Source organism: Paenarthrobacter sp. NPDC091711 (genome assembly GCF_044756605.1).
Classification (GTDB): Bacteria; Actinomycetota; Actinomycetes; order Actinomycetales; family Micrococcaceae; genus Arthrobacter.
Genome location: NZ_JBIVTF010000007.1, coordinates 72,959 through 96,042, shown reverse-complemented (window position 1 = coordinate 96,042; position 23,084 = coordinate 72,959). Strand labels below are relative to the sequence as shown.

The 23,084-nt window shown below is 63.8% G+C and carries 19 protein-coding genes; 11 read left to right on the top strand and 8 right to left on the bottom strand.

Features of this window, described 5'->3' with window-relative positions:
- Positions 1–81 precede the first annotated feature (81 nt).
- Genes ACIQH5_RS12660 through ACIQH5_RS12650 form a run of 3 tightly spaced genes read left to right on the top strand, consistent with a single transcriptional unit; the run spans position 82 to position 6,590 of the window.
- Positions 82–729 carry a DUF4232 domain-containing protein gene (locus ACIQH5_RS12660; RefSeq protein ID WP_400403997.1) on the top strand — a complete coding sequence of 216 codons (648 nt, stop codon included), beginning with the start codon at positions 82–84 and terminating at the stop codon, positions 727–729.
- A 55-nt stretch (positions 730–784) separates the two neighbouring features.
- A complete protein-coding gene (locus ACIQH5_RS12655) occupies positions 785–5,767 on the top strand; it encodes a DEAD/DEAH box helicase (protein ID WP_400403684.1) in 4,983 nt (1,660 codons plus the stop codon).
- On the top strand, positions 5,760–6,590 hold the full coding sequence (locus tag ACIQH5_RS12650; RefSeq protein WP_400403682.1) for a DNA-formamidopyrimidine glycosylase family protein: 831 nt from the start codon (positions 5,760–5,762) through the stop codon (positions 6,588–6,590). The genes ACIQH5_RS12655 and ACIQH5_RS12650 overlap by 8 nt, the downstream gene beginning before the upstream one ends.
- A gap of 195 nt (positions 6,591–6,785) precedes the next feature.
- Here ACIQH5_RS12650 and ACIQH5_RS12645 read toward each other — a convergent pair whose 3' ends face one another.
- Complete coding sequence (locus ACIQH5_RS12645; RefSeq protein WP_400403679.1) at positions 6,786–8,048, bottom strand: ricin-type beta-trefoil lectin domain protein; 1,263 nt, start codon at positions 8,046–8,048, stop codon at positions 6,786–6,788.
- Positions 8,049–8,388: 340 nt separating this feature from the next.
- Here ACIQH5_RS12645 and ACIQH5_RS12640 point away from each other — a divergent pair, with 340 nt between their 5' ends.
- The 3 genes from ACIQH5_RS12640 to ACIQH5_RS12630 are packed head-to-tail and all read left to right on the top strand — an operon-like array spanning position 8,389 to position 11,992.
- Positions 8,389–10,272, top strand: coding sequence for a glycosyltransferase (locus ACIQH5_RS12640; RefSeq protein ID WP_400403994.1), 1,884 nt, complete (start codon positions 8,389–8,391; stop codon positions 10,270–10,272).
- A 44-nt stretch (positions 10,273–10,316) separates the two neighbouring features.
- A complete protein-coding gene (locus ACIQH5_RS12635) occupies positions 10,317–10,769 on the top strand; it encodes an STAS domain-containing protein (protein ID WP_400403676.1) in 453 nt (150 codons plus the stop codon).
- A gap of 2 nt (positions 10,770–10,771) precedes the next feature.
- Positions 10,772–11,992, top strand: coding sequence for a glycoside hydrolase family 26 protein (locus ACIQH5_RS12630; protein WP_400403674.1), 1,221 nt, complete (start codon positions 10,772–10,774; stop codon positions 11,990–11,992).
- 33 nt (positions 11,993–12,025) lie between these two features.
- Here the strand turns inward: ACIQH5_RS12630 and ACIQH5_RS12625 are convergent, their stop codons facing one another.
- A complete protein-coding gene (locus tag ACIQH5_RS12625) occupies positions 12,026–12,655 on the bottom strand; it encodes a YitT family protein (protein ID WP_400403672.1) in 630 nt (209 codons plus the stop codon).
- Positions 12,656–12,716: 61 nt separating this feature from the next.
- On the opposite strand from ACIQH5_RS12625, the gene ACIQH5_RS12620 reads away from it, so the two are divergent.
- On the top strand, positions 12,717–14,180 hold the full coding sequence (locus ACIQH5_RS12620) for a PLP-dependent aminotransferase family protein (RefSeq protein ID WP_400403670.1): 1,464 nt from the start codon (positions 12,717–12,719) through the stop codon (positions 14,178–14,180).
- Between the two features lie 87 nt (positions 14,181–14,267).
- Here the strand turns inward: ACIQH5_RS12620 and ACIQH5_RS12615 are convergent, their stop codons facing one another.
- A complete protein-coding gene (locus ACIQH5_RS12615; protein ID WP_400403667.1) occupies positions 14,268–14,777 on the bottom strand; it encodes a DUF4188 domain-containing protein in 510 nt (169 codons plus the stop codon).
- An 88-nt stretch (positions 14,778–14,865) separates the two neighbouring features.
- On the opposite strand from ACIQH5_RS12615, the gene ACIQH5_RS12610 reads away from it, so the two are divergent.
- Entirely contained in the window at positions 14,866–15,453 is a 588-nt protein-coding gene (locus ACIQH5_RS12610; protein WP_400403665.1) for a TetR-like C-terminal domain-containing protein, read from the top strand.
- On the opposite strand, the gene ACIQH5_RS12605 is transcribed toward ACIQH5_RS12610, so the two are convergent.
- Positions 15,450–16,142 carry an SRPBCC domain-containing protein gene (locus ACIQH5_RS12605; RefSeq protein WP_400403663.1) on the bottom strand — a complete coding sequence of 231 codons (693 nt, stop codon included), beginning with the start codon at positions 16,140–16,142 and terminating at the stop codon, positions 15,450–15,452. The two genes, ACIQH5_RS12610 and ACIQH5_RS12605, sit on opposite strands and share 4 nt — an antisense overlap.
- Positions 16,135–16,776 (bottom strand): ArsR/SmtB family transcription factor, encoded by a 642-nt coding sequence (locus ACIQH5_RS12600; RefSeq protein ID WP_400403660.1) that lies wholly within the window; start codon positions 16,774–16,776, stop codon positions 16,135–16,137. Before ACIQH5_RS12600 ends, ACIQH5_RS12605 begins: the two co-directional genes overlap by 8 nt.
- Positions 16,777–16,927: 151 nt before the next feature.
- Between ACIQH5_RS12600 and ACIQH5_RS12595 the strand changes: the two genes are divergently transcribed.
- Together ACIQH5_RS12595 and ACIQH5_RS12590 are read left to right on the top strand one after the other, a co-directional pair.
- The gene (locus ACIQH5_RS12595) at positions 16,928–17,857 is read left to right on the top strand and encodes an RluA family pseudouridine synthase (RefSeq protein WP_400403991.1); all 930 of its coding nucleotides are present in this window, start codon (positions 16,928–16,930) and stop codon (positions 17,855–17,857) included.
- Between the two features lie 77 nt (positions 17,858–17,934).
- Complete coding sequence (locus ACIQH5_RS12590; protein WP_400403658.1) at positions 17,935–18,594, top strand: hypothetical protein; 660 nt, start codon at positions 17,935–17,937, stop codon at positions 18,592–18,594.
- Between the two features lie 13 nt (positions 18,595–18,607).
- Here ACIQH5_RS12590 and ACIQH5_RS12585 read toward each other — a convergent pair whose 3' ends face one another.
- Complete coding sequence (locus ACIQH5_RS12585) at positions 18,608–19,147, bottom strand: O-acetyl-ADP-ribose deacetylase (RefSeq protein WP_400403655.1); 540 nt, start codon at positions 19,145–19,147, stop codon at positions 18,608–18,610.
- A gap of 54 nt (positions 19,148–19,201) precedes the next feature.
- Between ACIQH5_RS12585 and ACIQH5_RS12580 the strand changes: the two genes are divergently transcribed.
- Complete coding sequence (locus ACIQH5_RS12580) at positions 19,202–19,846, top strand: DedA family protein (protein ID WP_024819549.1); 645 nt, start codon at positions 19,202–19,204, stop codon at positions 19,844–19,846.
- 24 nt (positions 19,847–19,870) lie between these two features.
- Here the strand turns inward: ACIQH5_RS12580 and ACIQH5_RS12575 are convergent, their stop codons facing one another.
- Both ACIQH5_RS12575 and ppc read right to left on the bottom strand, forming a co-directional pair.
- Positions 19,871–20,176 carry a hypothetical protein gene (locus ACIQH5_RS12575; RefSeq protein WP_024819548.1) on the bottom strand — a complete coding sequence of 102 codons (306 nt, stop codon included), beginning with the start codon at positions 20,174–20,176 and terminating at the stop codon, positions 19,871–19,873.
- Between the two features lie 104 nt (positions 20,177–20,280).
- Positions 20,281–23,079 carry a phosphoenolpyruvate carboxylase gene (ppc, locus tag ACIQH5_RS12570; RefSeq protein ID WP_400403652.1) on the bottom strand — a complete coding sequence of 933 codons (2,799 nt, stop codon included), beginning with the start codon at positions 23,077–23,079 and terminating at the stop codon, positions 20,281–20,283.
- Positions 23,080–23,084 lie beyond the last annotated feature (5 nt).

Below are 23,084 nucleotides of genomic sequence, written 5' to 3'. Positions count from 1 at the left end.
AGATCACAATCCGGGCGCCAATCCGCACTCCTGACCGTGGCTGAATTGACTCGGATCAGGGCCGGGGCAAGGCTGGTGCCCATGTGGACTCAGCGCATCAAAACCGGACTTGTGACGACGACGGCAGCCGCTGCGCTGCTACTTCTTGCTGCCTGCGGGCCAAGCCCCAGCCCGTCGGGAAGCAGCAGTGCCCCGCCAACCTCTTCGACGCCTTCGGCCTCATCTCCCTCGGCATCAGCGACGCCTTCCGCAACGGCGACGACGACGCCATCCCCCTCCGCGACAGCAACCTCCGCTGCACCCGCAGCACCCGCGCTGTGCAAGGCGGCATCGCTCACCGCCGCAACGGACGCCACCGGCGGCGGCGCGGCCGGCAGCATCTATGAGAAATTGATCCTGACCAACTCCGGCAGCGCCCCCTGTATCTTGGAGGGCTTCGCAGGAGTCTCACTGACTGCCGACGCCAACGGTGAACCGATCGGCGAACCGGCAACCCGGGAAACCACAACCCCGGTCACCAAAATAGAACTGGCTCCGGGGAAGTCGGCGTGGGCCGAAATCCGTTACACGCAGGCCGGCAATTACGGCGACTGCACCAAGGTGGCCGCCGCCGGCTTCCGCATCTACCCGCCGAACGACACGGCCTCACTGTTCATCCCGGAGCCCCACGATGCGTGCAGCAACGCCGGCATCAAGCTCCTGACCATCACCGCTTTCCAAGCAGTCTGACCGTCTCCTCACGGCTCCGGCTTATTCTGTCGGAGCCGTGAGGCATGATGGAGGAATGCAGGAGCCGAAGGCGTCGGATGGCGCTATCAGCCGTTTCAGCCAGGCAACCAGGGAATGGTTCCTCGGCGCTTTTTCCGAGCCCACGCCCGCGCAGGATGGCGCCTGGAACGCGATCTCCTCGGGCTCCCATGCCCTGGTAGTGGCGCCTACAGGTTCCGGCAAAACCCTTGCGGCTTTCCTGTGGGCGCTCGATCGCCTTCATTCCAAGCCCACTGACACCCTGCCAGGTCTTGAGACTGTCCCAGCCAATGGCAAGGGCAGGGCAAAGCGGCCTAAAACCAAGACCCGCGTCCTCTACATCTCGCCGCTCAAGGCGCTGGGTGTGGATGTGGAGCGGAACCTCCGCGCACCCCTGATCGGCATCACCCAAACAGCCAAACGTTTAGGCCTTCCCGCACCATTGGTGACGGTCGGCGTCCGTTCAGGAGATACGACGGCGGCAGATCGCCGCACGCTGTTGACCAACCCGCCGGATATCCTCATCACCACGCCGGAATCCCTGTTCCTCATGCTGACCTCCCGTGCACGGGAAACGCTCAGCGAAGTGGACACCATCATCATCGATGAAGTGCACGCCGTAGCCGGCACCAAACGTGGCGCCCACCTGGCCGTTTCCTTGGAACGCCTGGATGCTCTGCTTCCGAAGCCTGCGCAGCGCATCGGGCTCTCGGCAACCGTTCAGCCGCGCGAGCTGGTGGCGCAGTTCCTGGCCGGCCAGGCCCCCGTGGAGATCGTCGCTCCACCATCCAAGAAGAACTGGAACCTCACGGTCACCGTACCTGTGGAGGACATGTCCGATCTGCAGGGCGCTGCCGGAGCGTTCGACTCCGGGCCGGCGTCGGGATTGCAGCCTCAGGCGTCCATCTGGCCGCACGTTGAGGAACAGATTGTGGATTTGGTCCTGTCCAAGCAATCCACCATCGTGTTCGCCAACTCCCGTCGCTTGTCAGAACGGCTCACAGCCAGGCTCAATGAGATCTACGCCGAGCGCCAGTTGATGGCGGTAGGCGGCAGCGAGTGGGCCGCCCCCGAATCCAACCCGGGAATCCCGGCCTCGACGGCAACCCCGGCACACATGATGGCTCAGGCCGGAAACACAACTGGCGCCGATCCTGTTCTGGCCCGCGCGCATCACGGCTCGGTGTCCAAAGACCAGCGCGCCATGATCGAGGACGACCTCAAGTCCGGCAGGCTCCGGTGCGTGGTGGCAACATCGTCGCTGGAACTCGGCATCGACATGGGTGCTGTGGACTTGGTGGTCCAAGTTGAATCTCCCCCATCCGTAGCCAGCGGTCTGCAACGCGTCGGGCGTGCCGGACACCAGGTTGGTGAGATCTCCGAAGGCGTCCTCTTCCCCAAGCACCGGGCCGATCTCCTCCACACCAGCGTCACTGTTGAACGCATGCTCAGCGGGCAGATTGAGCGCCTGAGCATTCCGGCCAACCCCTTGGACATCCTGGCCCAGCAAACAGTGGCCGCTGCCGCCCTGGGCAGCATCGATGTTGAGGACTGGTTCAGCACTGTCCGCCGGTCAGCGCCGTTTGCGAGCTTGCCACGCTCGGCATTTGAGGCCACGCTGGACCTTCTGGCCGGCCGGTACCCCTCAGACGAATTCGCCGAGCTCAGGCCCCGCATCATCTGGGACCGGCACGCCGGGACCATTGAAGGCAGGCCCGGAGCCCAGCGCCTAGCCGTCACATCCGGTGGCACCATCCCGGACCGTGGACTCTTCGGCGTGTACATCATCGGTACGGAAGTTGAGGGCTCGGCCTCCCCCGCCAACGCAGACGGCAGTGAACCCACCGCGTCGGCGCGTGCAGCCAAGGGTGGACGCCGCGTTGGTGAGCTCGACGAAGAGATGGTCTACGAATCCCGGGTAGGCGATGTCTTCGCGCTGGGTGCCACCAGTTGGAAGATCGAGGACATCACCCACGATCGCGTGCTGGTCTCCCCCGCGTTTGGCCAACCTGGCAAGCTTCCGTTCTGGAAAGGCGACTCCCTTGGCAGGCCCGTGGATCTGGGCCGCGCACTGGGTGCCTTCATCCGCGAACTCTCCGCAGCCGACGAGGCCCCGGCTATGGAACGTTGTCAGGCCAGCGGCTTGGATGCCTTCGCCGCAAGCAACCTGATTCAGTACCTCAGGGAGCAAAAGGAAGCTACGGAAATTGTTCCCAGCGATCGAACCTTGGTGGTGGAACGGTTCCACGACGAACTCGGCGACTGGCGGGTAGTCCTCCACAGCCCGTTTGGCATGCCCGTTCATGCCCCGTGGGCACTTGCGGTGGGCCAACGGCTCCAACAGCGCTACGGTCTGGACGGATCGGCCATGGCAGCCGACGACGGCATCGTCCTACGCGTGCCCATGATGGAGGACGAGCCACCCGGTGCAGAGCTCTTTCTGTTCGACCCCGAGGAACTCGAACAAATCGTCACCGCCGAAGTGGGCGGCAGCGCGTTGTTTGCCTCGCGGTTCCGTGAGTGTGCGGCCCGCGCTTTGCTCCTGCCCCGCCAAAACCCGGCCAAGCGTCAGCCTCTGTGGCAGCAACGCCAGCGCTCAGCCCAGTTGCTGGATGTCGCCAAGAAGTACCCTTCCTTCCCCATCGTGCTCGAAGCCGTCCGCGAATGTTTGCAGGATGTTTACGATCTACCCGCCCTCAAAGACATTGCGGCTTCCGTGGAGCGCAGGGAACTCAGGATCGTGGAGACCACCACGCAGCAACCCTCCCCCTTCGCGAAGTCCCTGCTGTTTGGGTATGTGGCCCAGTTCCTTTACGAGGGCGACTCCCCCTTGGCCGAACGCCGGGCTGCCGCCCTGGCCCTGGACTCCACCCTCCTCAACGAACTCCTGGGTCGCGTGGAACTGCGCGAACTCCTGGACGCCGCAGTCATCGACAAGACCGAGATGGAGTTGCAGCGGCTTGCGCCGGACCGGCGGGTTCGTGGCATGGAGGGCGTGGCGGATCTCCTTCGGCTGCTTGGCCCGCTCAACGTTGAGGAAGTCGCAGAGCGGCTGGAGGGTGCCAAAGCACCCGAATCGTCCCTCCAGCCTGAAGCACGAGCGCCGTCACCAGATCGGGCAGAACCCAATGACGCAGAGCTCGCAGAGGAAGCTTCCGTCGTAACACCCCACGGCAGCGTAGCGGACGCCGGGGCACACCTCACGGCATTGCAGAAAGCCAACCGCGCCCTGAAGGTAACCATCGGCGGCGTCGAGCGTTTTGCTGCCATTGAGGACTCGGCGCGGCTCCGTGACGCAATCGGCGTTCCGCTGCCCATGGGTGTGCCGCTCGCCTTCATTGAGCCTGTCAACGATCCCTTGGGCGATCTGGTTTCCCGGTACGCGCGCACCCATGGTCCCTTCACTGCCTCAGAAGCTGCGTCCAGGCTGGGGCTTGGCGTCGCGGTGGTCAATACGGCGCTGAAACGCCTCGCTGATGATGGTCGAGTGGTGGAAGGCGAGTTCCGGCCCCACGCGGTCGCCGAGCAGCCTGCAGAACGAGCCGACTCAGAGCTCATGACCGTGGACGCCCCGCCGTCCAGTGAATGGTGCGATGCCGAGGTCCTGCGGAAGCTGCGCCGTCGTTCCCTCGCTGCGCTGCGGGCCGAGGTGGAGCCCGTGGACACGGCCGCCTATGGTCGATTCCTGCCGGCCTGGCAGAACGTGACCGCGCCAGGCAAGTCCCGAAGCCAGGCTTTGCGGGGGCTGGACGGCATCATCACGGCAGTGGACCAATTGTCCGGCGTGCCCATCCCGGCATCCGCGTGGGAACCCCTGGTCCTCGCGAGCAGGGTGGCGGACTACAAACCGGCCATGCTGGACGAACTCATGGCAGCTGGCGAACTCCTTTGGTCCGGGGCAGGGTCCCTGCCAGGGAACGACGGCTGGATCAGCCTGCATGTAGCCGATTCCGCTGAGCTGACGCTCAACCCGGACCCCGAGTTCGAACCCGGCGACGCCCAGCAACGGCTCTTGGACCACTTCAGCGCAGGTGGTGGCTACTTCTTCCGGCAACTCACGGAGGTGGCCGGTGGCATGGATGCGGTGTTGAGCGACGACGCCGTGGTTTCCGCCCTCTGGGATCTCGTCTGGGCCGGCCGCGTCACAGGGGATACTTTCGCTCCGGTGAGGGCCATGATCGCCGGCGGGAAAACCGCGCACCGGCAAGTGGCCAAAGCGCCGAGAGCCCGCGCTCCGCGAATGAGCAGGCTTGGCCGTTCACATGGGACGGGATTGTTGGGCTCTCCCGGGCTCACGGGTGGTCGCTATGGCTCGGTGACAGGCGGCATCGCGGCTGCGCCACCGTCGGCCGTGGGTCGTTGGTCTGCGCTACCCGCGCCGGAACTGGACCCCACCATCCACGCCCGCGGCACCGCTGAACTGCTGCTGGACCGCTACGGCGTGGTCACCCGGGGCTCGGTCATGGCAGAGAACATCATTGGCGGCTTCGGGCTTATGTATAAAGTCCTGGCTCGTTTGGAGGAAGCCGGGCGTTGCAGGCGCGGTTACTTCATTGAGCATTTGGGGGCCGCCCAGTTCGCTGTCCCCGCCACGGTGGACCGTCTCAGGTCCTTCACCGAGGACGCGCGCATCTCCAAAGCCGAGCCTTCCGCGCTTGCCCTTGCCGCGACAGATCCCGCCAACCCCTACGGTGCTGCTCTTCCGTGGCCTGCTCTCTCTGTCGACGCCGGTTCCGGTCACCGCCCGGGGCGCAAAGCCGGTGCGCTGGTGGTGATGGTGGACGGCGCGTTGGTCCTTTATGTGGAACGCGGCGGCAAGACCCTGCTCACTTTCAGCCAGGACGAGGCCGTGCTGACAGTTGCGGCCCAGGCATTGGTGGATGTGGTCCGCCGCGGTGCCGTGGACAAACTCTTCATGGAGAAGGTCAACGGTCACGATCTCCTGGAAACTCCCATCGCAGTTGCCTTGGCGGCTGCGGGGGCCTACTCCACACCGAAGGGACTCCGAATCCGTGCCTGAAGGCGATTCCATTTGGCGGGCTGCCTCACGCCTGAACGAGGCATTGGCAGGGAAGACCATCAACGCCTCCGACTTCCGTGTGCCGCGCTTCGCCACCTTGAACCTGGCGGACTGGACCATGACCGAGGTCGTTCCCAGGGGCAAGCACCTGCTCATGCGCTTAGCGGGCCCGGTTGACGAGGAACCCGGCGCCAGCAGAAGACCCCGCGCCCTGACCATCCACTCCCACCTCAAAATGGAAGGGAACTGGATGATCTACCCGCCCGGAGGCCGCTGGACGAAACCCGGCCACACTGCGCGGTGTGTGCTCCGCACGGACTCCGCAGACGCGGTCGGGTTCTCACTCGGCATCCTGGAAGTAGTGCCCACTGTTGAGGAAGACAAGATTGTTGGGCACCTCGGCCCGGACTTGCTCGGTCCTGACTGGGACGAGGAAGAAGCCCTGCGCCGGCTTCGCGCCGAACCGGACGTGACTGTGGGCTTTGCCCTGCTGGATCAACGGAAGCTGGCAGGCATCGGCAATATCTACCGTTGTGAGTCGTGCTTCCTCTCCGGCATTCACCCGGCTCTGCCGGTAGGCGACGTTCCTGACCTCGCTAAGACAGTCAACGATGCCAAACGCCTCCTCGGCGAAAATCTGGGCCCGGGCCGGCGAACCACCTTGGGCCCGCGCGCATTGCGCCCCGGATATTGGGTGTACGGCCGGGAACGCCAACCTTGCCGGCGCTGCGGCGCTACGGTACGCCGCGGCCTCCTGGCCGGACCGGACGGCACCGAGGAACGGGACATCTACTTCTGTCCGCGCTGCCAGCCAACTCCCTAATCAAGAAACCCCCTGCTCAAAAAACACACCCAACCGGCCGGACCCGGCCACCTAAAAGCCAGCCAGGTCCGGCCACCCACCGCCGCGACGGCTGCGCGCATCTGCCTGCCCGGCCCGCTACTCCAGGAAGCTCCCCAGCCGCCCCAGCAATAGCCGCCGGACTCCGCAAAGATGCGCGCCGCCGTCGGACGTTTTTTACGCCATCCGCCACCACTTTTGGTTGGTGGTACCGGCGCAATCCCATAGTTGCAGTTTCGCACCGTTGGATGAGTTCCAGTCGGCTACGTCCACGCATTTGTTGGCCTGCGGGTTCACCAGATCCCCGGCACTGTTGAGGACGAACTGCTGTGCAGGGCTGCCGTTGCAGCTGGTGAGTTGCACTGGTGCGCCGTTGGCCGTCGATCCCCACGCCACGTCCATGCACTTGCCTAGTGAGCGGATGGTGCCGTTGGCAGCAAAGGTCCATTGCTCCGAGGCGGAGGTGTCGCAGTCCCATAGCTGCAATGGGGCCCCGTCCGTAGCTTGCCTACCAGCTACATCGATGCATTTTCCGGTATAGCCCTGGATTCGTGTGCTGGACGCAGAAGCGGGCGTCGCCGGAACCGAAGCAAGCTCGTAGACGCGGACGTAATCAACCAGCAGGGTCTGGGGAAACGCCGTGCCCGAATCCGGCGCTCCCGGCCAATGGCCGCCCACGGCAAGATTCAGCAGAAGGAAGAAATTGTGGTCGAAGACCCATGGTCCGGAAGTTGTGGCTTTGGTTTTCCGTGAGTAAGAGATTCCGTCGATGTACCAAGTGATGGAATCGGGCCCCCAGTCAACGGTGAACGTGTGGAAAGCATCGCTCAGGGCCTTACCGCCGGGCAGTGTGTAGCTGGCATTTGCGGCGTTGGCCCCCGAGTATCCGGGTCCGTGGATGCTTCCCCAGACCGTCCCGGGTTCTTTGCCAACGTTTTCCATGACGTCGAGTTCCCCGCTGGAGGGCCAGCCGTCGGAGAACACGTTGTCTCCGAGCATCCAGAAGGCGGGCCACATGCCTTGGCCTTTGGGCAGTTTAAGTCGGGCTTCGAACCGGCCTTGAGTCCGGCTGAACTTGCCGGCGGTCAACAGCCGGGCGGAGGTGTATTGGCACGTCCCGTAGTGGCACTCATATCCGGCAGGGTTTTCCTTGCGGGCAGTAATGGCCATGTTGCCCTGACCATCAGCTGCGGCATTGCCGGTGCTGTTGGTGTAGTACTGCAGTTCGCCGTTGCCCCATCCGGATCCTCCGGTGTCGTGGGTCCATTTTTCGGGGTCGGGCGCCGTGCCGGCGGGGGCATTGAATTCGTCGCTCCAAACCAGTGATCCGGGGGCTGGCATACCAGCGGCGGCCTGGGCAGATGGCTCCGGAGCAATGAGGGTAGCTGCGATGGTCAGGCCGGCGACGAGCATCGTCAGGGGCATGAGTCTTCGCTTCATGGTGCCACTCTGAAGGCCCGCCCCTGTGGCGCGCAAGCCTTTTCGATGCGACACGCAAAACGTCACGGCAAAGAAATAATCAACGCGGGTTTTCTTTTCAATGCCGTAACGAGGATGAAATGTCGGCGGGAGAAAGTGGAATAAGGAACCGATTGGCTTTGACAAGAATTTCAAGCCCATTGGCAGTAAGGACATTCCGTTCGCAACCGAATTCCTTCCCTTGAGCATCGACGATGCAGCTCCAGGCGCGTCAGCCGTGTCCTCCCAAATTCGCTCTGAAGAGCGTGTGGACATACTGGCGCGCCTTGGCCTTTTCCCCAGCAGTTACCGGAGGCTAAAGATGGGCATTTACAGACAAATACTGGTAAGGATCCTTGCAGTTCTGGTGGTTTCCTTCGGAGTGATCTACATCAGTTGGCGCTGGTCGAGCACTGTGGCCTGGGATGCTTGGTGGATCTCGCTGCCTCTCGTGGTCGCGGAGACTTACAGCCTCGGCGAATCGGCGCTGTACGCCGTGACCATGTGGAACGCACGACGACGTCCGCCTCCCCCGCCTGCCCTGCCGGGCAGATCGGTGGACGTATTCATCGCAACGTACAACGAACCACTAGACCTGGTGATGAAGACGGCCATTGCGGCCAGGGACATGGAGTACCCCCACGAAACGTGGATTCTTGACGACGGAGATCGGGCCGAATTTGCTGAAGCAGCCCGGCAGATCGGCGTCGGGTACATCACCCGTGGCCCCGAATGGGATGGCCGGCAGCGCTTCGCAAAGGCGGGCAACGTCAACAACGCCCTGTCCCTGACAACGGGCGAGTTCGTGGCCATCTTCGACGCAGACCAGGTCCCTGAGCCGCGCTTCCTGGACCGCGTCCTCGGGTATTTCGACGCCGAAGAAGTGGCCTTTGTCCAGACGCCGCAGCACTTTTGGAATGTTCCGGAGCGGGACCCGTTGGGAAGCCAGGCGGAACTCTTCTATGGACCCATCCAGCAGGGCAAGGACGGCTGGGACGCAGCGTTCTTCTGCGGTTCCAACGCTGTCCTTCGCCGGGAAGCCCTCATGGCGCTGGGCTTGACCCGTTACACCCGGACAGCCACGGAGCAGACGTGGCGTGCCTTGCGCAGGGGCCGGTCCAGGCTTCAGGATCTTCATGGCGAACTGGGTAGGCGCCATCCTGCCGCCATGCCGGTCGCGGAACAGGCGTTGGAGGCCGTGGCGCGTGCGGAGCATCAGGTGCGCAGGGGCGATGTCCTTGCCGAGATCACTTTTGAGCTCCGCGTCGCCTTCCATGCTGCCGCGTTGGCGGTGCCCGATGCGATGGACGATGTGGTGCCGGAACTGGACGCGGTCCTGGAATCCGTGGATGTTGCGCACACGGACCAGGCCTTGGCCATCCACCCCATGGATACCACCACCATTACCGAGGACATGGCAACGGCCATGCACCTTCACGCGATGGGGTGGGGCAGTGTTTACCACCACGAGATCCTGGTCCACGGACTGGCCCCCGAGGACGTGTCCACCATGCTTTCGCAGCGGCATCGTTGGGCGGCAGGCACCATGCAGGTGTTCTTCAGTGACAATCCGGTCTTGCTTCGGGGCCTCACCGTGGCCCAACGGCTCATGTATCTGGGCACTATGACGAGTTATCTCAATGGCTTCGCCGCCCTGAGCTACATCGCAGCGCCTGTGGTGTTCCTGGTGGCTGGGACCTACCCGCTGACTGCCAGCCCGGTGGTGTTCTTCTGCCTCTTCCTGCCCTTCTTCGTGACCTGCCAGCTGCTTTTCCAAGTAGCGGGCAACGGTTCCAAGGGACTGTGGCGCGGCCAGCAATGGTCCTTCGCACTGTTTCCCACCTGGATAGCGGCCACGTGTTCCGGTGCGGCGGCGGTCTTCCTTGGCAAGCACCTCACGTTCTCGGTGACGGCCAAGAGCAAGCAGGCTGCAGGACGCGGTTTTCAGCACGTCAGGCTGCAAGTGGCAGCCATGGCATTGCTCGTTGTGTCCTCGCTCATCGGCATTGCCCGAGTGTCCTTCGGGGAAGCGCCGCTGTATCCCACCCTCATCACGCTTGCCTGGGTTGCTTTGGACCTGGCGCTGTTGAGCGTGGTGATCGGCGCGGCAAGGTACCGCGGCCCCGGCGATCACCTGGAGGAGCCGATGCCCACCCCGAAGGAACTCACCAGCGTCCTTGGGACCCCCTCCGAATCCAAAAACTGACAGCAACCACTCGCCGTTCCACCCCCCAGCAAGGAGCGACCCCCATGTCCATGCTTTCCCCTGCCCCGATGACCATTTCCTCCGCACAGAAGACAGCGGATCTGACCAGTCTGGAGCTGACCGTAACCGGCGCTTTGGATGCCACTACCGTTCTCGCCGTTCGCCAAGCGTCCGCCAAGGCCGCCGCGGACGGCCCCATCCTGGTTCTGGTGGATGTCGATGCGGTGACATCCGTGGGAGCCTCAGGCGTCGTAGGGCTGCTTGAGGTGCTGCACCTGCTCCGACTTCGCGGCGGCGATCTCCGCCTTTTCGGTCATTCCAGCGAGCTGCAGGAAACCCGCCTCCAAGCCCATTTGGGTCATGTGGCCCGCGTCTATGCAAACCGTCAAGACGCGGTCGACGGCGGCACGGCACTTGTGCGGCCACGCGGAGTTGCGCCGCGCTTGAGTTGGCGGAGTCTCTTCGGGCGTCGCCATCGTTCCCTGGGCTGGGGCTGACCATGGCGCCGGTTCCTCCTGCCTTCACGGGACATCCGAACAGAAAACGCCGGCGGGCCAGCCTGCTCATTCCTTTGGTGGTGACTGCCCTGGCTGCCACCGGTTTGAGTTTCGCTTCCCAGGAAGTGGTCCCGGTTGTCCAGGCTTTATCCCTCTGCCGGGCCGGGGACGCTTCCACCATGATCCCCAAGGATGGAGTGCTTCTGGGCGTGAACCTGGATTGGGACTCGGAGACCTTGTCCGAGCACCGGGAAAACCTCGGCCATGATCCGGCGGTGGTGGTGCAATTCTCGGATATCCCCTACGACGACGAAACGTGGGCACACACCACCAATGCCGTCACCCAGGTCCGCCCCACTGGCGGCGTGTTGCTCCTGACACTCGAACCGCACGGCGGTTTGGAGACCATGAGTGAGGAAGTGATCGCCAAACTCGCCACCGACTTACGGGACATCAACGATCAGGGGACGCCCGTCGTCGTACGTTTGGCGCATGAAATGAACGGTTCCTGGTATTCCTGGGGTCAGCAGCCGCTGCGTTATGTTGAGGTGTTCCGCAAGGTGGCCGCCGCCGTGCACTCACAGGCGCCGGGTTCGTCCATGATGTGGGCCCCGAACTATGGCGGCGGCTACCCGTTTACTGGAGGCCAGTTCGCGGCGCGTCCGGGCACGCCGGATTTCGCAGCTTTGGACACAGACCATGATGGTGCGATCACCATGGCCGACGACACCTACGCGCCCTACTATCCAGGGGACGACGCCGTGGATTGGGTGGGAGTTTCCCTGTATCACTGGGGCAATCAGCGGCCTTGGGGGAACAACGATATCTCGGAGCCGGGCAAGTTCCTGGCCATGCTGACCGGCACGTACAGCGGCACCGCCGGTGACGACAGTTCCGTCCCGGATTTTTATCGCGTGTACGGTGTGGACCACAACAAGCCGGTGGCCATCCCGGAGACAGCAGCCATCTTCACCCCGGCCCGCGCCGGGGCGTCCGAACTGGACGTCAAGCAAGCGTGGTGGCGTCAGGTCTTTTCGGATGAAACCCATCAAAAATACCCGCAATTGAAGATGATCAACTGGTTTGAGTGGAAGAAGTACGAGATCGAAATTAACGACGACGTCGACTGGCGGAGCGCTGGTTCGCCCGCCATCCGCGATGCCTTCAGTGAGGACCTGCCGGACTGGTTGGAGTACGGCGAGGATCTGGAGGCGTGCCGTTAGACGGGCGATCCGTTAGTGCCTGCGTGCTGAGGCCTAAGCAGCCGATGCGGCCTCCACGGTTTCCGTGGGGGCCGTAGCCTTGGGACGTTCGGGCACCATGAATTTGGGAAGCAGCACCTGCACAATGGGGCCGATGGCCAACGCGTAGACCACCGTTCCAACCCCGACGGAACCGCCCAGCAGGAAGCCCACAGCAAGGACAACCACTTCGATGCCTGTGCGGACCAGGCGCACGGACCACCCGGTGCGGCGCACAAGTCCGGTCATCAGCCCATCGCGGGCGCCGGGTCCAAGACGGGCACCGATGTAGCAAGCGGAGGCGATGCCGTTGAGGATCACGGCACCGGCGAGCATGGCGATCTGTCCGCCCAGGTGTGAGAACTCCGGGATGAGCCACAGCCCAAGATCGGCGAAGAGTCCCACAAGCACGGCGTTGGCGATGGTTCCGATCCCTGGCATCTGCCGGAGCGGGATCCACAGGAGAAGGACCAGGAAGCTGACTGCGATGACCACAACACCAATGCTGAACCCGGACTTTTCGGAGACGCCCTGGTGGAACACATCCCAGGGGTCCAAGCCGAGCCCGGCACGGATGAACATGGCCAAGGAGATGCCGTACATCGCGAGGCCGATCAGGAGTTGGGTGATTCTTCGGGTCATCATGGGTTCCATCCTCCGATAAAACTGGCCTTGCATTCCATAGCCAGTTTGAAATACTGGTCTGATGTCCGGCTCACTGAACCCCACCGCGCTCGTTCGCCTCCTCGGCTCCTGGAATTCCGGCGCCCTGCCCGCCTACCGCGAGCTGGCCGACGTCGTGCGTTTGCTGGTGATGGACGGACGCATCCCACTGGATGTGGCCCTGCCCAGCGAGCGGGCGCTGGCGCAGACGCTTGGCCTCAGCCGCACCACGGTCACCGCCGCGTATGCGAGCCTGCGCGAACAGGGCTTCCTCACAGCAGGTCAGGGCAGCCGTGGCCGGACGTGCATCCCCCACCGCACCGCGCCGGTGAGCGCCCCCGGACTCGCAGTCCCGGAGGGACTGTTGGACCTGGCTTATGCATCACTCCCGGCCGCCGGCGAGGTAGTGCACCGCGCCTTTGCCGACGCACTGACCGAGTTGCCCGCCCTCCTGCCGGGCTTCGGGTACGACGCCGTGGGCGTTCCGGCGCTCCGCGAAGCCATCGCCGCTAAGTACACGGCTGAGGGGGTCCCCACCACCCCTGACCAGGTCCTTGTTACCTCCGGCGCGCAACATGCGCTCAATATCGTCCTGCGCACTTTGGCCGGCAAGCAGGACCGGGTCCTGGTGGAACATCCCACGTATCCCAACGCTTTGGACGCCATCCGCGCCGCCGGGTGCAAGCCCCTTCCAGTCGCGCTGCCTGCACTAGAGTCGAGTACCTCTCCAGCCTGGGATATTGATGCGATGGTGGCCACCATGAACCAGCAGCGCCCCGCCATGGCCTACTTGGTGCCCGACTTCCACAACCCCACCGGGCGCATCATGTCAGACCTGCAACGGCGGCGCCTCGCGCGGGCCGCCGCTGCCTCCGGGACCGTGTTGGTGGTGGATGAAACGCTGCGCGGGTTGAACCTCGACGGCGTCCGCACGGCACCGATGTCCACCTTCAGTCCCGCCGTGGTTTCCATCGGATCACTCAGCAAGTCGCATTGGGCGGGGCTGAGGACCGGGTGGATCCGGGCAGACGAGGGCTTGATTGCCCGCTTTGTTTCCACGAGAACAGTCATGGATCTGGGCGGGCCGGTGGTGGAACAACTGGCGGCGGCACGCCTGGTGCGGGCTTTCGCCGAACCGCTTGATGCCCGGCTCGCGGAGCTTCGGCATCAGCGGGAATCCCTGCTGGGGTTGCTTGCGGAGCGCTTGCCGGAGTGGGAGGTTGAACGCCCCCGCGGTGGCCTCACAGCCTGGTGCCACCTGCCTACACCGTGCAGCACTGCCTTGACGGTGCTCGCTCCGGATTTCGGCGTTCGATTGGCGGCCGGACCACGGTTCGGGGTGGGTGGCGCGTTCGAGCACTACCTGCGCGTTCCGTTCACCTTGCCCGCCGCGCAGTTGGAGTTCGCCGTCGGCGCCCTCCGGGCCGCCCAGGACAAGCTCGATGCCTCGCCCCATCTCCGCAGGACCCTCAAGGCAGAGCGGCCAGCCGCCGTCGCGGTCGCCTAGGTTGCCGGGCCGGCGGCCGGTTCCGCTGTTGGTACCCAACTGAGTCGCAGTTGGGGTCGTTCTCAGCGCTGGGAACGACCTGATCTGCTACCTGGTTGGGGCCGGGCCTGCGGATCGAGCCGCCCCGCCCATGCGCTGCTTCGCCGTGTTACTGCCGGGTCCGACCGGAACATGCGTGGTGGCTTTGGCGAGCCCGAAGAGCGGCATGCCGTTGTACACCACTTCAATGCCCGACGCCGGCACCTGGTACGTCTCATGCCACACGCCGATGTCGCCGCTGCCTGCGATCTCCTTCATGAACTTCCGCCATGGACCCAGGTGCGGGGAGTCCTTGTCCGCAGCGAAACGCCTCAAGTGCTCCGGGCTTTCCCAATAGCTGAGCAGCATGGTTGTCCGCCCGAACCATTGCTCGCTGCCGAGGAGCCCGGCGTCCGGGTTCTTGGCGAGGTGCTGCATCATGGTGGGCATGGCCGCCGCGACCTTGGCCACGCGGGCCACTTTCCACCAGCGGTTTGCGCGCATCCCGATGAGGAAAACGGTGACCGTTTCGCGCCCGACATCCGCAGTGAAGCGGCCTGGGAAGATCTCCTGTGCCATGAGAATCCTTCAGTTGGGACAACGTCGAGTTCCCGGATCCGGGTTTCGTAACGTTGTTATGAAACAATGTTATGAAACACTTGAGGGTATGGCAAGACCCGTAATTCATGATCAACACGTTCAGGATCGGCTTCTCGCGGTCACCGCTGAACTAGTGGACCGCGAAGGTCCGGCGCGCGTCACCCTTCGCGACGTGGCCGCTGCCGCAGAGACGTCCACCACGGCCATCTACTCGCTGTTCGGCGGCAAAGCCCAACTGCTAAGGGCCGCCGTCGACGACGGTTTTCGCTCCTTTGGAGAGTCCCAACGCGAGGCCGCCAAGGACGGGCTGTTGGGATTGGGCCGGGCCTACCGCGTCTGGGCGCTGGACCACCCGGCCCTTTACCGCCTGATGTTCGGCGGCGCACTGGCCGCCTACGTTGATTGCAGCCCGACGCCGGAAGTCGCCTCCGAGTCGATGCTCCCCTTGGTGGAGGCGGTGGTCGCCGCCCAGTCAGCGGGAGCCTTACGCTCGGACGAGCCCACACTCGTGGCCATGGCCATCTGGGGGCAGGTCCACGGACTCGTCAGCTTGGAGCTGGCGCAGATGAACGATCCCGGGACGGACTGGCCGGGAATCTACGAGGCCGCCCTGGATTCCGTGGCTCGGGCCTGGGCGGCCTCACCGGGCTCTTAGGCGTACACCTTCTCCAGGAATGCGCCCCAGGCCTTGGCCGTGAGTTCCGAATCGCCGGAGCCGCTGAACTCGTGCACCGTCATGCCTACCGGAGCGCCGAAAGCGTTCCTGCCGAAGAAGCGGTACAAGGTGTCGGCAGTCCTGAGGCCCAGGAAGTTCTCGTTGGAAAAGTCCACTTCCCCGCTCAGCCGGCCTACGCCGTCGACGTCCACATCCACGGCAGTACCGGCGGCCGCGCCCTCCACACCGAGCGCCCGCTTCAGCTGCAGGAAGCCGTCCGGCGTCTGCGATGACGCGGGTGCCTGGACATCGGTGAAGACCACGGGCTTGCCATCGAAGTACTGAAGATACTGGCCGAGGGTGTGCAGGTAGAACTCTGTGTGCTTACTGGCGCCGTCGTACTGTTCGTCCCAGTTGTCGGCAAAGATGCCACTGTGAACGTAGTGCAGCTTGGCGCGGCCACCCTCGAGCGGCTCAAGGATGTGCTCCAGCTGGTTGAACCATCCGTCGGGGCCGTCCATCCGGGACACCAAGTGGCTGGGGTATTCCTCGGTGGTCTTGACGTCGGGCCACTGATCCGTGGGGAACATCCAGGCGGGAGTGTCCTTGGTGACCGCCTGCCACACCCGCTCGGGAGTGCCGGGCAGTTCGGTGTCCGCTACGATTTCGAATTTCCGGTTGTCAGTCATTGCTTTGATCCTTTTCTGCTGATTGCTCCGGGGAGGCTTGGGTTTTTTTAAGTGCAGGGTGAAGTACGACGACGAGGCGGTGCTTACGTGCGCCGCCGGCCACGGCGGCAGCACCGCCGTCGTGGTACTTATCCACAAGTTGGGTCACCGCCACGCCGAGCTCTTCCGCGAACGCTGCCCGTTCGGCAGCAGAGCGGAAAGTGATCTCGCCATCGATCGCGAAGCTGGCCAGCTTCTTCTTGGCCACCGCAGCACCGGCGATGAGTTTGCCCATCTCCTGCACAGTGCGGGAGGCCAGTGCCAGCAGCCAGAAAGCCGAAAACCGGTCAGAGAAGCGCCGGGGGTCAGGCGCCACGGACGCCAGCGCGACGGGCGAGATCAGGTAGGACGCCGCCGTGGCACGCAGCACCCTCTCGGTGACGTTGCCCTTGCGTCGCTCTTCCACCAGCTCCACCAGCCCGTGGCGTTCCAGTGCTTTGAGGTGGTAATTCACCTTCTGCCGGGGCAGCCCCACCTTCGCGGCCAGTTGCGTGGCGGACGCAGGTTCCACGAGCTCCTGCAGGATACGGGTGCGGATGGGGTCCAGCGAGGCTTCCGCCGCGGCCGGGTCCTCGATCACTTCGATGTCCAACATGCTTCAAGTATGTCTACCGACAACTTTTATTGTCAAGAACTTTTTTGTGTTCGGTTAGCCCTTCCGTTGTGAGGCCCGCTCTGCGCGATTCGCACACGTCTAGGGGCGCAGAGCAGGCCCCACAACGCGTGGCCGGTAGAATTGTCCGGTGATGCAATCCCCCCTCCCCGTGCGCGACGGCGTGAACGCGACCCGCCTGCGCCTGCCGGACGAGGGCCCCTGGACCACCGCCATGGACTACATGATGCACCGCTGGGGACACATCGACCCCCAAGGCATCGAGGACCGGTTCGACGCCGGCGAAATCGTGGGCGAGGGCGGCGTACCCCTGGACCGCAGCACCAAACTGGAGGACCACACCTTCATTTGGTACTACCGCACTCTCCCACCGGAGACACGGCTGCCCGTGGAAATCACCATCCTTCACCAAGACGAGCACATTCTGGTGGTGGACAAACCGCATTTCCTCCCCACCACGCCCGGCGGCACCTACATCCAGGAATCCGCGCTGGTCCGGCTCCGGAACCTGCTCGACCTCCCGGACCTCATCCCCATGCACCGTCTGGACCGCATGACCGCCGGCCTGCTGCTGCTCTCCACCAACCCGGAAACGCGCGGCAAGTACCAGGTCCTCTTCGAGAAGCGCCAGGTCCAGAAGGAATACGAGTGTGTGTCCGCCGCGACGCCCGCCGCAGGTTTTCCCGCCGTCGAGTTCCCTGTGGTTGTCCGCAACCGCATGACCAAGTCCCGCAGCTACCTGCTCGCCGAAGTCATTCCGGGTGAACCGAACGCTGAAACGCGCATTGAACAGACAAAAACGTTCGACGCCGGAACTCACCAGCGCGCGCTGTACCGGCTGGAGCCGCACACCGGAAAGACGCACCAACTCCGCGTGCACATGGCCTCGCTCGGGCTGGGAATCGTCAACGACGCCTTCTACCCGGACCTGCTGGACAAGGCACCGGACGACTACTCCAAACCCTTGCAGTTGCTGGCCCGTGGCATTACTTTTGTGGACCCCATCAGCAAGCAGCCCGTGGAATACCGCAGCCAACTGGAGCTCAGCGAAGCCCAGTCCTGACCCGTTTTTCCGAGCCCGTTCCCTCCGTTACGACGCAGGGATACCATGGGTTTGCTGGGCAGAATCCGGGAGTCGCCATGGCACACTTCACTGACATTCCGGGCGACAGGACCGCTTCGGTCCTCGCCTACTCCGCAGCCGCCGTGGGCGCGGCCGGCGTCCTGACGCTCGGAGCCATGTATGCCGTTGAGGTGCCCAACGGCGGGCCTTACGTCTTCGGGACCATCAACGATGCCACGGGTGCGGCGTTCAACGTGCTCGTCATCCCGGTGATACTCCAAGTCCGCAAGCGCCTTCCGAAAACAGCGTGGACCGAACCGCTCACCTGGGCAACAGTGGCCGCCTGCGCGGCGGGGGCCACAAGTTCCGCGCTGCTGGTACTCAAAGTCCTGGACTTCGGACCGTCAACGGCAATTTCCGTGGCAGCCATCGTGATCCAAGGTGCCTGGTTCTTGGTGGCGAACAACAAGCTTCTCCACGGTGAGGACTACCCGAAGGGTCTCGCGAAGCTTGGCCGGTTCATCGGCGGAGCACTGTTGATCGGGCTACCCGTTGCCGGACTCGGTTTTCTTATCCCCGGGCCGGAGTGGCTCCGTTACGCAGTGATGGGAGTGGGCTTCCTCGCCGGAGCTTCCGCCTGGGTGGCATGGCCGTACTGGTATTTCAGGGCAGGAAAGTTCCTTGGGCACCGACGCATTGCTGAAACGCGGAGCCGCATCCGGCCCGAACCTGCTTGATGCTCAGCAGCGTCTAGCCCCGAAAAACATCCCGGAAGACCGCCGTCGTGTCATCCGAGAACAGCACGAACTCCACCAACTCCAGTGGGCTGTCTGTAGAGGCACGCGCTGAAGACGACGACGAAAACGACCTCACGGCGTCGAACGCCACCTCCGCGACTTGGCGCGCATCCCAACCATAGATACCGGCGCTGATCGCAGGGAACGCCACTGACCGGGCACCAAGCCCTGCCGCCACCATCAAGCTTTGGTGGAAGCACGAGGTGAGCAGGGCCGGATCTGTCTGTCCGGCATGCCGGTTGGGTCCCACAGTGTGGATCACCCAGCGGGCAGGGAGCCGAAAAGCAGGAGTCGCGACAGCCGAACCCACCCGCAGCCCGTCCTTCAGTTGCGTCCGCCTCAGCTCGCGGCACGCCTCCAGCAGCTCCCCGCCCGCAGCCCTGTGGATAGCGCCGTCCACTCCCCCTCCCCCGAGCAAAGAGGAGTTAGCGGCGTTGACGATCGCATCAACAGAACGTTTAGTCAGATCACCTTGCAAAACGTCGATTCGCATGGCGCCAGTCTCACTCCGAAGCGGCGGACACGGCAAGTGCGGTACCTTGTGCCCATGGACATCACCGCCCCGGAAACATGGGGATCCGCGATTTACCTGTGGATCGTCCCCATTGTGCTGGGCGACGCCATCTTCCCGCCCATCCCCTCCGAAATGGTGGTCATCACCGGCGGGGCGCTCGCAGCCGATGGCCACGCGAACTTCTGGCTCGTCCTGTTCCTGGCCGCATTCGCGTCCTGGTTGGGTGACATGGCGGTGTTCATGCTGTTCAAACGGCGTATCAGCCACGTTCTGGACAGGTGGGCATGGGGCCGGCGCGTCCACCGCGGGATCCACGAGGCCATCGCAAAAGCTGGCCGCTCGTCAACCTACGGCGCCATCATCGGCGCGCGCTTCATCCCCGGCGGCAGGCTCGCCACCTCATCCGCGGCAGGCATCGCCAACGTCTCGGTGCGCGGGTTCAGCCTCTGCGCCGGCCTCGGGGCAGTGCTGTGGGCCGTGTGGCAGGTAGGCCTGGGATACTTCACCGGCTCCACCACCAAGCTCCCGTTTTGGGCCAGCTCACTCATAGGAGTGGGACTGGGCCTGGTGATCGGCGTGGTGGTTGGGTTGATCGTCACCCGGCGCCGCGGCAGCCGCTCCCCCGTGGACGAACCGTTCGACGCCGACAAGCCCGGCGACGTCCCGCAACCCGAGTAGGGCCGGGGTCCTGAAGCGGGGTTTCTAAACCGGTGACCAGCGTCCGCGGCTACGGCGCAGCACGTAAAGGCTGCCGGTCAAAGCAACACGCTCGACGGCGTCACGCATCATGGCTGCCGACGTGCGGGCTTCGTGGTTCTCGCCTGAGTAATCGCGGTCATCCACTGTGAAGCGGAGGCTGAGCTGAGGTACCCCACCCACAATGTCCAGCTGGTTCGATTCCACGTGGTGGCGGGTTTCCAGTGCTTCCACCGCGGCGGCCATCACCGATTCAGGTGCGTTGCCCGGTTTGAGGCCAGTGATCTTCAACTTGGTCTGGAACGACGGCATCCCACTACCCTAACGCCCTCTCACATCCCACGCCCTTCAGCGGATCCCTCTCTCACCGGGTGAGAGAGGGATCCGTCGAACCCCGAGGGATGTGAGAGAGGGTGCTAGCCGGTGTTGCGGAGGCCGGCGGCTACGCCGTTGACGGTGATGAGCATTGCACGCTGGAGCCGTTCATCAATCTCGCCTCCGGAAAGCTGGTCCTCGCGAACGCGCCGAAGGAGCTCCACCTGCAGGTAGCTGATGGGGTCCAGGTACTGATCGCGGATTTCCAGTGAACGCTTCAACGTCGGCTGGGCATCCAGGAGTTCAGTCTCGCCGGTGAGGCGCTCAATTTCGGCCACAGTGAGCTCATACTCATCGCGAATCATATGGAACAGCCGGTGCAGTTCCTCCGGGACCAGAGACGAAACGTAGTGACCCGCAATTTCCATGTCCGTCTTAGCCAAGGTCATTTCCACGTTGGAGATGACCGAACGGAAGAAGTGCCAGCGGTCCATCATTTCCAGCAACTGATCCGTGTCTCCGGCCTCGCGTGCGGCCTTCAAACCGGAGCCCACACCGAACCAGCCCGGAACAATCTGGCGGGACTGGGTCCAGCCGAAGACCCACGGAATGGCCCGCAGGCCACCGAGTCCAGCACCGGAATCCGGACGCTTGGAGGGACGCGAGCCAATGTTCAAGGAACCAAGCTGCTCCACCGGTGTAGAGGCCAGGAAGTAGGCCGGAAGCTGGGAATCGTCAATCAGCGTGCGGTAGCGGGCGAACGCTGCGTCCGAGATGGTTTCCATGACGTTGGCATAGCGCTCACGCTCATCTTCGGAGGTCCGCGGAGTGCGGTGCAGTGCCGAGCCCTGCATCACCGCGGCCAAGGAGAGCTCCAGGTTTTCGCGGGCGAGTTCAGGCAGGGAGTACTTGTCCGAGATGACCTCGCCCTGCTCGGTGAACTTGATTTCGCCTTCCAGCACGCCGTTTGGCTGTGCCATGATGGCATCGTATGTGGGTCCGCCACCGCGGCCCACGGATCCTCCGCGGCCATGGAAGAGACGAACCCGGACGCCATGCTTGGCAGCCACATCGCGCAGCTTGCGCTGGGTCTTGTGGATTTCCCACTGACTGGTCATCACGCCCGATTCCTTATTCGAATCGGAATACCCCAGCATGACTTCCTGGACATCGCCCCGGAGGCGGACCAGCTCACGGTAGGACGGATCGGACAGCAACTGGTCAACGATCTCCGCTGATGCACGGAGTTCCTCCACGGTCTCCAGCAACGGAGCGAAACCGATCTTGGCGCGCGGCTTCCCGCCAAAGAGGTCAATCAGTCCGGCCTCGCGTGCCAGGACTGCTGCGGCGAGAACATCATCTGCGCCGCGGGTCATGGAGATGATGTAGGTTTCCACGACGTCCGGGCCGTAGGTGTGAAGGGCCTGGCGGATGCTCCGGAAAACATCATAGGTACCGTCGGCTGTACCCTCCAGCTTGATCGGGTGTCCGGAGAGAGGACGGCGGGAAGCCAACTCTGCGCCCAGGAACTCGAAGCGCTCTTCACGGGTCAGTTCGCCGTAAGGCCTCCCGGCACCGAGCCTGTCCACCAGCTGGCCCACAGCATCGTGGTGGTAGTCAGCGTGTTCACGGATGTCCAAGGTTGCCAGGTGCAAACCAAAAGCAGCGATGGCACGGCGGACGCGGGCCAACGCTCCGTCCGCCACCAATCCAGCCGAGTGGTTCCGCAGCGAATCCTCCAGGAGCCCGAACTCAGCCAGCAGCTCAGGCGTGGTGGCGTAGTCACGGCCTGGTTCGTGATGGCTCGACAACGACACCCGACGACCGGTGTTGATCAGCTTGGCCTTGATGCAGGTCAGCTTCAGCCTGTAGGGCTCCTGAGCATTCAGTTCGAGAATGCGCTTGTCCAGGCCGGGAAGGTTCTTGAGATCCACAGTGATGGAGTCCAGCAGCTCCTGGTCGGCCCCGAAAAGTGCCGTGGAGTTGGAAAGAACCGAGATGAGTTCATCGATCAAGGCAATGCTGATGCGCACGGCGTTCTGGTTCTGGAGCTGCAGAATTTCGCGGGTGACTGCTGCGGTGACGTTCGGGTTGCCGTCACGGTCGCCACCGATCCACGAACCAAACTTCAAGGGCGCGGCAGCAGCGGGAAGTGAGACACCGTGCTCAGCCAACAGCTCTGAGAGGTCCGTCAGCATCTCCGGCATGGCATCGGTGAGGATGCTGTTCAGGTAATAGATGGCATTCCGTGCCTCATCCACCGGAGTGGGACGAACTTGGCGGAGCTCGTCGGTCTGCCACATCTGATCGATGATTTCGGCGAGTTGACGGTCCTGGCGCCGCCGCGCCGAGGTCCCCTCCGTAGTGGGTTCGGCGAGGACGTCCGAAAGCTTGCGAACCTTATCCAGTACAGAGCGGCGAGAGGCCTCGGTGGGGTGCGCCGTGAAAATGGGGCGGACATCGAGTTCGTTGATCACATCCTGCAGGACCTGCGGGCCAGCCTGGCCGGCGATCTCCGAGACCGCTTTCGCCAGCCATCCGTCCTTTTCCTGCCGGGTGCGCAACCCCCGAACACGGTGGACCTGCTCGGCCGCGTTGCTGAGGTGGAAGTAGAACGCAAAGGCGCGGACCAAATCAGTGGCCTGGTCCAGCGGCAGGGAGGCGAGCAGTTCACGGACCTGGGCAACGACGTCGTGCGCGCTCCACGGCCCGGTGGCATCCGCGCCGCCCCGGGCGGCTTCCTTGGACTCCTTGGTCAGCAACCGCACCTGCTCCACGAGCTGGAGCAGTTCGGGTCCGTGTTGGCGTACCAGGGACTCACCGAGAAGTGTGGAAACGCGACGCACGTCGGCACGCAGTTCGGCAGCGAGATCGGTGTCTTGATGGGCAGTGTGAACCATAGATA

Coding starts and splice junctions, on each gene's coding strand:
- ACIQH5_RS12655 (WP_400403684.1), top strand. CDS start 785: ATGCAGGAGCCGAAGGCGTCGGATGGCGCTATCAGCCGTTTCAGCCAG.
- ACIQH5_RS12575 (WP_024819548.1), bottom strand. CDS start 20,176: ATGCCGTCGTTCCAGACCAAGTTGAAGATCACTGGCCTCAAACCGGGC.
- ACIQH5_RS12630 (WP_400403674.1), top strand. CDS start 10,772: ATGGCGCCGGTTCCTCCTGCCTTCACGGGACATCCGAACAGAAAACGC.
- ACIQH5_RS12610 (WP_400403665.1), top strand. CDS start 14,866: ATGGCAAGACCCGTAATTCATGATCAACACGTTCAGGATCGGCTTCTC.
- ACIQH5_RS12595 (WP_400403991.1), top strand. CDS start 16,928: ATGCAATCCCCCCTCCCCGTGCGCGACGGCGTGAACGCGACCCGCCTG.
- ACIQH5_RS12635 (WP_400403676.1), top strand. CDS start 10,317: ATGTCCATGCTTTCCCCTGCCCCGATGACCATTTCCTCCGCACAGAAG.
- ACIQH5_RS12585 (WP_400403655.1), bottom strand. CDS start 19,147: ATGCGAATCGACGTTTTGCAAGGTGATCTGACTAAACGTTCTGTTGAT.
- ACIQH5_RS12620 (WP_400403670.1), top strand. CDS start 12,717: ATGTCCGGCTCACTGAACCCCACCGCGCTCGTTCGCCTCCTCGGCTCC.
- ppc (WP_400403652.1), bottom strand. CDS start 23,079: ATGGTTCACACTGCCCATCAAGACACCGATCTCGCTGCCGAACTGCGT.
- ACIQH5_RS12605 (WP_400403663.1), bottom strand. CDS start 16,142: ATGACTGACAACCGGAAATTCGAAATCGTAGCGGACACCGAACTGCCC.
- ACIQH5_RS12660 (WP_400403997.1), top strand. CDS start 82: ATGTGGACTCAGCGCATCAAAACCGGACTTGTGACGACGACGGCAGCC.
- ACIQH5_RS12615 (WP_400403667.1), bottom strand. CDS start 14,777: ATGGCACAGGAGATCTTCCCAGGCCGCTTCACTGCGGATGTCGGGCGC.
- ACIQH5_RS12590 (WP_400403658.1), top strand. CDS start 17,935: ATGGCACACTTCACTGACATTCCGGGCGACAGGACCGCTTCGGTCCTC.
- ACIQH5_RS12600 (WP_400403660.1), bottom strand. CDS start 16,776: ATGTTGGACATCGAAGTGATCGAGGACCCGGCCGCGGCGGAAGCCTCG.
- ACIQH5_RS12625 (WP_400403672.1), bottom strand. CDS start 12,655: ATGATGACCCGAAGAATCACCCAACTCCTGATCGGCCTCGCGATGTAC.
- ACIQH5_RS12640 (WP_400403994.1), top strand. CDS start 8,389: ATGGGCATTTACAGACAAATACTGGTAAGGATCCTTGCAGTTCTGGTG.
- ACIQH5_RS12645 (WP_400403679.1), bottom strand. CDS start 8,048: ATGAAGCGAAGACTCATGCCCCTGACGATGCTCGTCGCCGGCCTGACC.
- ACIQH5_RS12580 (WP_024819549.1), top strand. CDS start 19,202: ATGGACATCACCGCCCCGGAAACATGGGGATCCGCGATTTACCTGTGG.